We start from the raw sequence: 12,051 nt of genomic DNA, 5'->3' as shown, positions 1-12,051 counted from the left end.
CTCCGCATCCCCCTCCCCGCCACTGGCACGTCCCTCCTCGTCCCCGTCCACTACTGGTCCCCGACGGGATGGCACCGCTTCGGCCACCCCCGCCTCGCCGACGCCTCCGACAAGGCCCCGCCGGCCGACGCGGTCACCGTCGCCGCACTCCTCACCCGCGAGTCGGTGCAGACGGAGACCTCTGCCTCCACAGGCGGCGCCGAACTCGTGGCCCGCGTGGCGGATTCGGCCCGCCGCACCGCCACCTTCGTCCGCGAGCGCCGCAAGGACCCCGACGACGGCTCTGACCTCTTCCTCACCGCCGAGCAGGCACTCGTCCTCGGCCACCCTCTGCACCCGGCACCAAAGAGCCGCGAAGGTCTCTCCGATGCCGAAGCGGCCCTGTACTCACCGGAACTGCGCGGCTCCTTCCGCCTGCACTGGCTGGCTGTCGACCCCTCCCTCCTCGCCACCGACTCGGCCTGGACCGAACGAGGCCGTCCCGTCACCGCCCCTCAGCTCACCCAGCGACTGGCCGGCCCCGACCTCTCGCTCCCCGACGGACGCACAGCCCTGCCACTGCACCCCTGGCAACTCCGCGAGATCAGGCACCGCTCCGAGACCGCCCCGCTCTTCGATACCGGACTGCTCCAGGACCTGGGCACCCACGGCTCCCCCTGGCACCCCACCTCCTCCGTACGCACTGTTCACCGCTCCGGCGCCCCCGCCATGCTCAAGCTGTCCCTGGGCCTGCGCATCACCAACTCCCGCCGCGAGAACCTGCGCAAGGAACTCCACCGCGGTGTCGAGGTGCACCGGCTCCTTCGCAGCGGCCTGTCCCAGGAGTGGCAGGCAGCCCACCCGGCGTTCGACATCGTCCGCGACCCGGCCTGGCTCGCCGTCGACGGGCCCGACGGCAATCCGGTCCTCGGAATCGACGTAGTGATCCGGCACAACCCGTTCACCCCCTCCCACGACGTCACCTGCATCGCCGGACTGGTCTCACCTCGCCCCGTCGCCCGGGCCGGCGCCACGGAGGACGGTCAGGGCAGGAGTCGGCCGGGCACGGGTCGGCCGGACAGGAGTCGTCCGGGCAGGGGCCAACAGGGCACGGACGCCTCGGGCAAGGAACGCCCGGAGACGGACAGGTCGGCCTGGCGGTCCCGGCTGGCCGAGGTCGTCACCCGCCTCGCCGCCCGCACCGGCCGTCCGCGAGGCGCTGTGGCCGCCGAGTGGTTCCTGCGCTACCTGGAACACGTCGTCCGCCCGGTGCTGTGGCTCGATGGGGAGGCGGGGATCGCGCTGGAGGCACACCAGCAGAACACCCTGGTCCTGCTGGACGGCGACGGCTGGCCCGCCGGCGGCCGCTACCGCGACAACCAGGGCTACTACTTCCGTGAGTCCCGACGGGCGGAACTCGACGCTCGGCTGCCCGGCATCGGCACACACAGCGACACCTTCGTCTCCGACGAGGTCACCGACGAGCGTTTCGCCTACTACCTCGCGATCAACAACGTCCTCGGCCTCATCGGTGCCTTCGGGTCCCAGCACCTGGCCGACGAACGGCTGCTGCTCGCCGCCTTCCGCCGCTTCCTCACCGACGCGGCCTCTGGGCCCTCCCCACTGCGCACCTCGCTTCCCGGCCACCTGCTCGACTCACCCGTCCTGCGCTGCAAGGCCAACCTGCTGACCCGCGTGCACGGCCTGGACGAACTCGTCGGCCCGGTCGACACCCAGTCCGTCTACGTCACCATCGCCAACCCCCTTCACTCCTGAGGAACATGACCCGCCCCGCCTTCTGAGAGGAGCGCCCCCGTGTCTCCCACCGACGCGACCGCCGACGCCGTTTCCACCCCAGTGCCCGACGTCGGCGACGGCACCTGTTCCAGCCGGGGCGAGGGCCACACCGCCCGGACCGACCACGGGGACACCGGGGACCGCACCACCGCCCAGGGTGCTGAGTGGAGCACGCGCCGCGAGGAAACGGAGGACAGCACCACCCGGGAGGCTCACCGCAGCGCCGACCACGAGGACACCCTCGACCTGCGTCTGCCGGACGAACTCATCGCGCTCATCGAGACAGGTCGCGCCGACTCAGGCGTCGGCACAGGTGACACCGACACCGACACGGACACCGGAACCCAACAGGGGCGCGCGCACGGGCAGGGGCAGGGGCAGCACAGCCGACACATCGGCGTCGAACCCTCCGCCTCACTCCGCCCGGACGCCTACGACCTCCTGGACGGAGTCGCCGAATGGGGGCCGATCACGACCCCGGCGGGCGTGTTCCAGCTTGTGCCCGTGCGCGTCGAGCGGGACCTTGCCCTCATCTGCCACTGGATGAACGACCCCGCCGTGGCCGCGTTCTGGGAGCTGGCCGGGCCCCAGAACGTGACGGAGGAGCACCTGCGGTCCCAACTGGACGACGACGGACGCAGCGTTCCCTGCCTGGGCGTGCTGAACGGCACACCGATGAGCTACTGGGAGATCTACCGGGCAGACCTGGATCCGCTGGCCCGCCACTATCCGGCCAGGCCGCACGACACGGGTATCCATCTCCTAGTCGGTACGGTCGCCGACCGGGGGCGCGGTCTCGGCAGCACTCTTCTCAGAGCGGTGGCCGATCTCGTACTCGACAGGCGACCTGCCTGTGCCCGCGTCGTCGCGGAACCCGACCTTCGCAACATTCCGTCCGTCACCGCCTTTCTGAGTGCAGGATTCCGCTTCTCCGCCGAGGTGGACCTGCCCGCCAAGCGGGCCGCCCTCGTGATCCGAGACCGATCCCTGCGCGACCTGATGTAGCAACGCGTCATCGTGCAATCACTTTTGGTACACCGCTGGTGCCGGGTCGGTTCCCACTCACCGCAAAACTTTTTCAACCCGGTTCGCAGCGGGCGGCTGCCGTCGCACCGCCCGGCCGGATTGTGCTCGATCTTGGTCGCCGTCTGATCGAAGTCGGTCCTGACTGACGCGGTCCGGTCCAGTCCGGTCCCGTTCCGTCCCTACCGGACCCGACCCCGCCGAAGTCGAACCGATGCGGACTTCCGTGAACCGATGCGAACCGATGTGGAGCCGCTCCGACCTCCGCCCCCTGCCTCCCGAGGGGGTCCCGGTCTTGATCCCGCCTCTCGTCCCCGCCTTGATCACCCCTTTGTCAGTGCTGAGCCGTAGGGTGGTCGCGCTATGACGAAGCCCTCACTCCCCGAACTCCTGCATGCTGCCGTCACTGCCGTCGGCGGCACGGAGCGCCCCGGCCAGGTGACCATGGCCGAATCCGTCGCGGACGCGATCGACGACGGTTCCCACCTGCTGGTGCAGGCCGGCACCGGTACCGGAAAGTCGCTGGGCTACCTCGTGCCCGCGCTCGCGCACGGGGAGCGGGTCGTCGTGGCGACGGCAACCCTGGCCCTGCAGAGACAGCTCGTGGAGCGCGACCTGCCGCGCACCGTCGACGCGCTGCACCCGTTGCTGCGCCGCCGTCCGGAGTTCGCGATGCTCAAGGGCCGGTCGAACTACCTGTGTCTGCACCGCCTCCACGAAGGCGTCCCGCAGGACGAGGAGGAAGGCCTCTTCGACCAGTTCGAGGCCGCCGCGCCCACCAGCAAGCTGGGCCAGGACCTGCTGCGGCTTCGGGACTGGTCGCAGGACACCGAGACCGGTGACCGCGACGACCTCACGCCGGGCGTCTCCGACCGTGCCTGGGCGCAGATCTCCGTGTCCTCCCGGGAGTGCCTGGGAGCGAGCAAGTGCGCGTACGGCGCCGAGTGCTTCGCCGAGATGGCCCGCGAGCGCGCCAAGCTCGCCGAGGTCGTCGTCACCAACCACGCGCTGCTCGCGATCGACGCCATCGAGGGCGCCCCCGTCCTGCCCCAGCACGAGGTGCTGATCGTCGACGAGGCACACGAGCTGGTCTCCCGGGTCACCGGTGTCGCCACCGGCGAGCTCACCCCCGGCCAGGTCAACCGCGCGGTGCGCCGCGCTGCGAAGCTCGTCAACGAAAAGGCGGCCGACCAGCTCCAGACCGCCGCCGAGGGCTTCGAGCGGCTGATGGAGCTCGCGTTGCCCGGCCGGCTGGAGGAGATCCCCGAGGACCTCGGCTACGCGCTGATGGCCCTGCGGGACGCCGCCCGTACGGTCATCTCCGCGATCGGCGCGACCCGCGACAAGTCGGTCCAGGACGAGGACGCGGTCCGCAAACAGGCGCTGGCCTCCGTGGAGTCGGTGCACGACGTGGCGGAGAGGATCACCAACGGTTCGGAGTGGGACGTCGTCTGGTATGAACGCCACGACCGCTTCGGCGCCTCCCTGCGCGTGGCCCCTATGTCGGTGTCCGGCCTGCTGAGAGAGAAGCTGTTCGCCGACCGCTCCGTGGTTCTGACCTCGGCGACGCTGAAACTGGGCGGCGACTTCAACGGCGTGGGGGCGTCCCTGGGACTCGCTCCGGAAGGAACCGAGGGCGAGGACCTGCCGAAGTGGAAGGGCATCGACGTCGGCTCGCCCTTCGACTACCCCCGGCAGGGCATCCTCTACGTCGCCAAGCACCTCTCGCGCCCAGCGCGGGACGGCGACCGAGTGGACATGCTCGACGAACTCACGGAGCTCATCCAGGCGGCCGGCGGTCGCACCCTGGGGCTGTTCTCCTCCATGAGGGCGGCCCAGCTCGCCGCCGAGGAACTGCGCTCCCGTATCCCCGAGTTCCCCATCCTCCTCCAGGGGGAGGAGACGCTCGGCGAACTGATCAAGAACTTCGCGGCCGACCCCAAGACCTGTCTCTTCGGCACGCTGTCGCTGTGGCAGGGTGTCGACGTGCCCGGCCCCAGTTGCCAGCTCGTCGTCATGGACAAGATCCCGTTCCCGCGCCCCGACGACCCCTTGATGAGCGCCCGGCAGAAGGCGGTCGAGGAGGCGGGCGGCAACGGCTTCATGGCGGTCGCGGCCACGCACGCGGCCCTGCTCATGGCGCAGGGCGCCGGCCGCCTCGTACGCGCCTCGGGAGACCGTGGCGTGGTCGCCGTACTGGATCAGCGGCTGGCGACGGCACGGTACGGCAGCTATCTGAAGGCGTCACTGCCTGACTTCTGGTACACCACGGACCGTAACCAGGTGCGGAAGTCACTGGCGGCGATCGATGCCGCGGCGAAGGCCGCGGAGGCGGCGGAGGTCGCCGCGGAAGCGGAGAAAGCCCAGGCGGAGGTAGCCGCCGAGGCCGACAAAGCCCAGGCGGAGCTCGGGTGAACGCCTGTGGGCCTGACCCCGGCATCGGGTCAGGCCCACAGGCGATGCGCACAACGGCCCGTCATCGAGGCCGAAGAACGCAGGGCCCCGGAACCGGCGCAGGGGTTCCGGGGCCCGGTCGGATCGGCGAGGCCGTCCGCGGTGCTCAGACGCGCCGCAGAACCGCGACCACCTTGCCGAGGATCGTCGCGTCGTCGCCCGGGATCGGCTCGTACGCGGAGTTGTGGGGGAGCAGCCAGACATGGCCGTCCTCGCGCTTGAAGCGCTTCACGGTGGCCTCGCCGTCGAGCATCGCGGCCACGATGTCGCCGTTCTCGGCGACGGGCTGGCGGCGCACGGTGACCCAGTCACCGTCGCAGATCGCGGCCTCGATCATCGAGTCACCGACGACCTTCAGCACGAAGAGCTCACCGTCACCGACGAGCTGGCGGGGGAGCGGGAACACGTCCTCGACGGATTCCTCGGCGAGGATCGGGCCACCGGCCGCGATCCGGCCCACCAGCGGGACGTACGACGCGGCGGGCTTGCCCGCGGTGTCCGTGGGCTGCACCGAGGCGCCCTGGTCCGAGCCCCGCACCTCGTACGCGCGCGGGCGGTGCGGGTCGCGGCGCAGGAAGCCCTTGCGCTCCAGGGCCATGAGCTGGTGTGCGACGGACGAGGTGCTGGACAGGCCCACCGCCTGACCGATCTCCCGCATCGACGGCGGGTAGCCGCGCCGCTGGACGGAGTCCCTGATGACCTCGATCACCCGGCGCTGCCGGTCGGTGAGTCCCGAGCTGTCGGCCCGGATGCCTGGAGGTCGGCCCGGCAGGGAGCGCTTGTGCCCCTCGGGATTCACGCCTTCGTTCATCGCATGCACCGGCTCGAGTCGGCCCTGGGTACGGTCCTGGGCAGTGATGGTGGCACTGTCTGCGGTCGTGGTCACGTCGGCCCCTCTCGATGGTCTCCCTGCTGGACAACGGTAGTTGCTTTCGAAAGGTTGCGCCAAACACACGTTCGAGTGAAAAATCGCGAAGCGCCTGACGCGATCATGTGTCTGGGTGTATGGCTAACGCGCCGCCTGCCGAACAAAAGGGCCCATTGCTGTACTCTTCACCGCCGGATGGCGACCTCGCCGGTTGTCGCCCCAGTCTGCCATCCGGTGTCCCGTCGGCCCCGTACCGGCTCTCATCTGTGCGGGAATCCCACGTCCCCTCCTTGTGGCGCCCACGGTATCTCCGCATGCGCCGCAGCGATACGGCTGTGCGTCGTGTTCGCCGGGAGCCGGGACGGTCGTATGGCACATGCCAATACGGGCGCGACACGGGTGTACGGCGTGTATGCCGTGCCAATCCCTACATGTAGTGCTTGGATTGCTACAGCAGCCCAGAAGTTGTGGTCCCCCGGGTCTTCCCGCCCGCAGCGATCGCCTATGCTTGGGGCTGCTTCGAGGGGCCCATGGGGCTCAGCGACGCTATTGAGTCTGCTGTGAGGAGGTTGGGAGTTCATGCACTGCCCCTTCTGCAGGCACCCCGACAGCCGCGTCGTCGACAGTCGTACGACCGACGACGGCACGTCGATCCGCAGGCGCCGCCAGTGCCCGGACTGCTCCCGTCGTTTCACGACCGTGGAGACGTGCTCGCTGATGGTGGTCAAGCGGTCCGGGGTCACCGAGCCCTTCAGCCGTACCAAGGTCATCAACGGCGTGCGCAAGGCGTGCCAGGGGCGGCCTGTCACCGAGGACGCGCTCGCCCAGCTCGGCCAACGGGTCGAGGAGGCGGTGCGGGCCACCGGAAGCGCCGAGTTGACCACCCATGACGTGGGGCTGGCCATACTCGGCCCGTTGCAGGAGCTCGATCTCGTCGCATATCTGCGATTCGCCTCCGTGTACCGGGCGTTCGACTCGCTCGAGGACTTCGAGGCCGCGATCGCGGAGCTGAGGGAAGACACGGGACCCCCCGCCGCGGACGACGAGGACCGCGGCGAGGCTGAGGGCGGCGACGAGGCCGTCGTGGGGAGCCAGGAAGACGATCGCGGGCCCGGAGGGACTGCTCAGGTCCCCGAGCCCGCCCGTGCCGCCGACTGATCGGCGGGCCGGACCGGGCCAGCACCCCGGACCGGCCGGACGGCGGCGAACCAGGACCTGTTGCGGGCGGTAGCGAGTGGGTGCCCGCAACACCAGACAGAACATCGTGCCACGGGAACAACGGGGCACTTCAGGGCGTTTACGCCCGTACAGGGAGGCGGCATGACAGAGACGGCGAGCGGTCCGGCACGGAGTTCCCGCGCCAAGGGCACCAAGGCGGCTGCGAACAAGGGCCTGCGTATCGAGCGCATCCACACCACTCCCGGCGTGCATCCGTACGACGAGGTGGAATGGGCGCTTCGTGACGTCGTCATGACCAACTGGCGCGACGGCTCGGTCAACTTCGAGCAGCGTGGCGTCGAGTTCCCCGACTTCTGGTCGGTGAACGCGGTCAACATCGTCACCAGCAAGTACTTCCGCGGTGCCGTCGGCACCCCGCAGCGCGAGGTGAGCCTCAAGCAGCTCATCGACCGCATCGTGAAGACGTACCGGAAGGCCGGCGAGGACTACAAGTACTTCGCCTCGCCCGCCGACGCGGAGATCTTCGAGCACGAGCTGGCGTACGCCCTCCTGCACCAGATCTTCAGCTTCAACAGCCCTGTGTGGTTCAACGTCGGCACGCCCCAGCCGCAGCAGGTGTCCGCCTGCTTCATCCTGTCCGTCGACGACTCCATGGAGTCGATCCTCGACTGGTACAAGGAAGAGGGCATGATCTTCAAGGGCGGCTCCGGCGCCGGCCTGAACCTCTCCCGCATCCGCTCCTCCAAGGAACTGCTGTCCTCGGGCGGCAACGCCTCGGGTCCCGTCTCCTTCATGCGCGGTGCCGACGCCTCCGCGGGAACGATCAAGTCGGGTGGCGCCACGCGTCGCGCCGCCAAGATGGTCATCCTCGACGTCGACCACCCCGACATCGAGGACTTCATCGAGACCAAGGTGAAGGAGGAGGAGAAGATCCGCGCCCTGCGCGACGCGGGCTTCGACATGGACCTGGGCGGCGACGACATCACGTCCGTCCAGTACCAGAACGCCAACAACTCGGTCCGCGTGAACGACACGTTCATGAAGGCCGTGGAGCAGGGCGGCAAGTTCGGCCTGACGTCCCGAATGACCGGCGAGGTCATCGAGGAGGTCGATGCCAAGGCGCTGTTCCGCAAGATGGCCGAGGCCGCCTGGGCCTGTGCCGACCCGGGCATCCAGTACGACGACACCATCAACCACTGGCACACCTGCCCGGAGTCCGGCCGCATCAACGGCTCGAACCCCTGCAGCGAGTACATGCACCTGGACAACACGTCCTGCAACCTCGCCTCGCTGAACCTCATGAAGTTCCTGAAGGACGACGGCAAGGGCAACCAGTCCTTCGACGTCGAGCGCTTCGCGAAGGTCGTCGAGCTCGTCATCACCGCGATGGACATCTCCATCTGCTTCGCGGACTTCCCGACCCAGAAGATCGGCGAGAACACGCGCGCGTTCCGCCAGCTCGGCATCGGCTACGCCAACCTCGGCGCCCTGCTGATGGCGACCGGCCACGCCTACGACTCCGACGGCGGCCGTGCCCTCGCCGGCTCCATCACCTCCCTGATGACCGGCACGTCGTACCGGCGCTCCGCCGAACTCGCCGCGGTCGTCGGCCCGTACGACGGCTACGCCCGCAACGCGCAGCCGCACCTGCGGGTCATGAAGCAGCACGCCGACGAGAACACCAAGGCCGTCCGCATGGACGACCTGGACACGCCGATCTGGGCCGCCGCCACGGAGGCCTGGCAGGACGTGCTGCGCCTCGGTGAGAAGAACGGTTTCCGTAACGCCCAGGCGTCCGTCATCGCCCCGACCGGCACCATCGGTCTCGCGATGTCCTGCGACACCACCGGTCTTGAGCCCGACCTCGCGCTGGTCAAGTTCAAGAAGCTGGTCGGCGGCGGCTCGATGCAGATCGTCAACGGCACCGTCCCGCAGGCCCTGCGCCGCCTGGGCTACCAGGAGGAGCAGATCGAGGCGATCGTCGCCCACATCGCCGAGCACGGCAATGTGATCGACGCCCCCGGCCTCAAGCACGAGCACTACGAGGTGTTCGACTGCGCCATGGGCGAGCGCTCCATCTCCGCGATGGGCCACGTCCGCATGATGGCCGCGATCCAGCCCTGGATCTCCGGTGCGCTCTCCAAGACGGTCAACCTGCCGGAGTCGGCGACCGTCGAGGACGTCGAAGAGGTCTACTTCGAGGCCTGGAAGATGGGCGTCAAGGCGCTCGCCATCTACCGCGACAACTGCAAGGTCGGCCAGCCCCTCTCCGCGAAGACCAAGGAGAAGGAGAAGGCCGAGGTCACGGAGAAGACCGAGGCGACCATCCGCGAGGCGGTCGAGAAGGTCATCGAGTACCGCCCGGTCCGCAAGCGCCTCCCCAAGGGCCGTCCCGGCATCACCACGTCCTTCACGGTCGGTGGCGCCGAGGGCTACATGACCGCCAACTCCTACCCGGACGACGGTCTCGGCGAGGTCTTCCTGAAGATGTCCAAGCAGGGCTCCACCCTCGCGGGCATGATGGACGCGTTCTCCATCGCGGTCTCCGTCGGCCTCCAGTACGGCGTGCCGCTGGAGACGTACGTCTCGAAGTTCACCAACATGCGCTTCGAGCCGGCCGGCATGACGGACGACCCGGACGTGCGGATGGCGCAGTCGATCGTCGACTACATCTTCCGCCGCCTGGCGCTCGACTTCCTGCCGTTCGAGACCCGCTCCGCGCTCGGCATCCACTCCGCCGAGGAGCGTCAGCGCCACCTCGAGACCGGCTCCTACGAGCCGACCGAGGAGGAGGTCGACGTCGAGGGTCTGGCGCAGTCGGCGCCGCGCGCCCAGGAGCTGAAGGCGGTCGCCACGCCGAAGGCCGAGGTCGAGGCGGCCAAGCCCGCCCCACAGCAGGCCCACACCAGCGCCGAGCTGGTGGAGATGCAGCTGGGCATCCAGGCCGACGCCCCGCTGTGCTTCTCCTGCGGTACGAAGATGCAGCGCGCCGGTTCCTGCTACATCTGCGAGGGCTGCGGTTCGACCAGCGGTTGCAGCTGATCTGAGCCAGCTGTCCAGGGCGGTGCGGTCGAATCTCGACCGCACCGCCTTCCCGCTTTTCCGTTTCTCCACCGGACGATCACACGTTAGGCTCCCCCAGCGCGCGACCGGCGCGAACGGCAGGGTGGGGGACACGGGGAACATGGCCGAGCAGCAGACCGTCGACGTGGCGGAGGGCGTGAGACAGCCCGAGAAGGCACCGAACGAGTGGGGACAGGCTCTGGCGGCACTCGTGGTGGTCGGGGGGCTCGCCGCTCTGGTGTTGTCAGGGACCTTTCAGCAGAAGTCCGGTGACCCCGAGCCGGCCGAATGCCACACGTCGGACGACGCCCGGCCGTCGAAACCCCTCTCAGGCATGCAGTTGTGCACGGCCCTGAACCGCGGGGACCTGCCCACACTGCTCGGCACGCCGACCGACTATGCGATGAACGCCAGCGGCAACGAGACCGTGGGCGACTGGGGCGACGGCACCAGGACCGTCACACCGGAGGCGGAGGTCCAGCTCTCCACCTACTCCGTGAAGCTCTCGACGTCCGACGACGACATCCCCGTGGCCGAGATGGCCGACCTCCTGGGAAGTTCGGCGCAGAACCGGACGGTGGGCGGGCACCCGGCGGTCCTCTACTCGAACCGGACCATCGCCCTCAAGTTCAACCTCGGTGGTGGCAAGGTCGACACCGGCCCCGGTGGCATCGCCCGCAGCCTGCTGGTCGCCAAGGACACCGCGGACGGCGGCGGGTTCTACGAGGTCTCCCTGTGGCGTCAGGACGACGTTCTGCCCGATGACCTCGCCCTGTTCCGCGTCGCCGAGACGGTGCTGCCGACGGTCCCGGGCTGGACCGCCGGCTGACGCGTCACGCCCGGCCCATGCTCCGGGTGAACGTCGCGGGGTCGTCCTCGAAGCCGGTGATCCCCGGGTGGAAGTCCCAGGTGCCGTCTTCCTGGCGCACGAACTCCGCGACCTTCGCGGCCGTGGCGCCGAGGACGCCGCCGAAGTCGTCCTCGGCCAGGACCGTGTAGCCCTCTCGTATGCGCAGGCCCGGGTTGAGCACGCCGACGAAGGTGCGGTGCGCGGAGCGCTGCTGGATGACGGTGCCGACGACCACGCGCGTGTACCGGGCGTCCAGCCGGTCGAGTTCGAGGGTCATGACCTCGTCCCAGCCGAAGCCCTTGCCGTCCTTGCTGTCCCGGTTGAGATAGATGGTGCCGTCGGGTGAACGGCTGTCGAAGTGCACCACATAGGCGGGATCACCGTACGGATCGCTCGCCACGTAGGTCGCGGCGACGATGTCCAGGTCGGTGGCCGGCTGCCCCGCCGGACTCGGATCCCACTTGAGCGAGACCTCGACCTTGCGGATCCCCTTGTTGATGCCGCTCACCAGAATTTTCCCCTTCCCCCTGCGCCCGCGGCCCGAACTGCCGGTCAGGCAGGACCGGTTGTCCATCCTGCCACGCGCGTCTGTCACTCGTGGGTCACCTCTGCCGCCGAGCGTGACCGGCGCCACGCTCCGTGGCCTTACCATGGCGCGGTGCTGGTCAAGTGGATTCGCTGCACCGTGGTGGACCGCCGGGGGTTCGAGCGGGGGCAGCGAAAGTGGGCGGGGCTTCTGGGAGAGCCGGGGCGTCGGGGACAGGGCGGAGGCTGGAGCCGGGGGCGGGTGGGTGTGGCGCACATCGTCTCCTTCTGGGAGAGCCGTTCCTTCTCCGAG

General features: G+C 69.2%; 9 protein-coding genes. 7 read left to right on the top strand and 2 right to left on the bottom strand.

Annotation, left to right across the window (positions count from 1 at the left end):
- The 3 genes from AOJ26_RS38655 to AOJ26_RS38645 form a co-directional block, all read left to right on the top strand.
- Positions 1 to 1,755: IucA/IucC family protein (locus AOJ26_RS38655; RefSeq protein WP_053853019.1), on the top strand; the 1,755-nt coding region annotated here is incomplete at its 5' end.
- Between the two features lie 39 nt (positions 1,756 to 1,794).
- Positions 1,795 to 2,781, top strand: coding sequence for a GNAT family N-acetyltransferase (locus AOJ26_RS38650; protein ID WP_053853018.1), 987 nt, complete (start codon positions 1,795 to 1,797; stop codon positions 2,779 to 2,781).
- Positions 2,782 to 3,162: 381 nt separating this feature from the next.
- Positions 3,163 to 5,214, top strand: a complete 2,052-nt coding sequence (locus tag AOJ26_RS38645) for an ATP-dependent DNA helicase (RefSeq protein WP_053853017.1) — start codon at positions 3,163 to 3,165, stop codon at positions 5,212 to 5,214.
- Positions 5,215 to 5,359: 145 nt separating this feature from the next.
- Here the strand turns inward: AOJ26_RS38645 and lexA are convergent, their stop codons facing one another.
- Positions 5,360 to 6,139, bottom strand: coding sequence for a transcriptional repressor LexA (lexA, locus tag AOJ26_RS38640; protein ID WP_053853016.1), 780 nt, complete (start codon positions 6,137 to 6,139; stop codon positions 5,360 to 5,362).
- Between the two features lie 561 nt (positions 6,140 to 6,700).
- Here lexA and nrdR point away from each other — a divergent pair.
- From nrdR to AOJ26_RS38625, 3 genes are all read left to right on the top strand, one after another.
- Positions 6,701 to 7,279: a transcriptional regulator NrdR gene (gene nrdR, locus AOJ26_RS38635; protein ID WP_053853015.1), complete on the top strand. Its 579-nt coding sequence runs from the start codon at positions 6,701 to 6,703 to the stop codon at positions 7,277 to 7,279.
- A 162-nt stretch (positions 7,280 to 7,441) separates the two neighbouring features.
- The gene (locus AOJ26_RS38630) at positions 7,442 to 10,342 is read left to right on the top strand and encodes a vitamin B12-dependent ribonucleotide reductase (protein WP_053853014.1); all 2,901 of its coding nucleotides are present in this window, start codon (positions 7,442 to 7,444) and stop codon (positions 10,340 to 10,342) included.
- Between the two features lie 142 nt (positions 10,343 to 10,484).
- Positions 10,485 to 11,192, top strand: coding sequence for a DUF6215 domain-containing protein (locus AOJ26_RS38625; RefSeq protein ID WP_053853013.1), 708 nt, complete (start codon positions 10,485 to 10,487; stop codon positions 11,190 to 11,192).
- Positions 11,193 to 11,196: 4 nt separating this feature from the next.
- On the opposite strand, the gene AOJ26_RS38620 is transcribed toward AOJ26_RS38625, so the two are convergent.
- Entirely contained in the window at positions 11,197 to 11,721 is a 525-nt protein-coding gene (locus tag AOJ26_RS38620) for a TerD family protein (RefSeq protein ID WP_053853012.1), read from the bottom strand.
- Positions 11,722 to 11,871: 150 nt separating this feature from the next.
- Between AOJ26_RS38620 and AOJ26_RS42510 the strand changes: the two genes are divergently transcribed.
- Positions 11,872 to 12,051: DUF4937 domain-containing protein (locus AOJ26_RS42510; RefSeq protein WP_159044497.1), on the top strand; the 180-nt coding region annotated here is incomplete at its 3' end.

Origin of the sequence: Streptomyces sp. NRRL B-24085, assembly GCF_001282115.1 — a bacterium.
Lineage (GTDB): Bacteria > Actinomycetota > Actinomycetes > Streptomycetales > Streptomycetaceae > Streptomyces.
The sequence above is the reverse complement of the archived record's forward strand: the minus strand, read 5'-3'. Positions and strand labels throughout refer to the sequence as shown.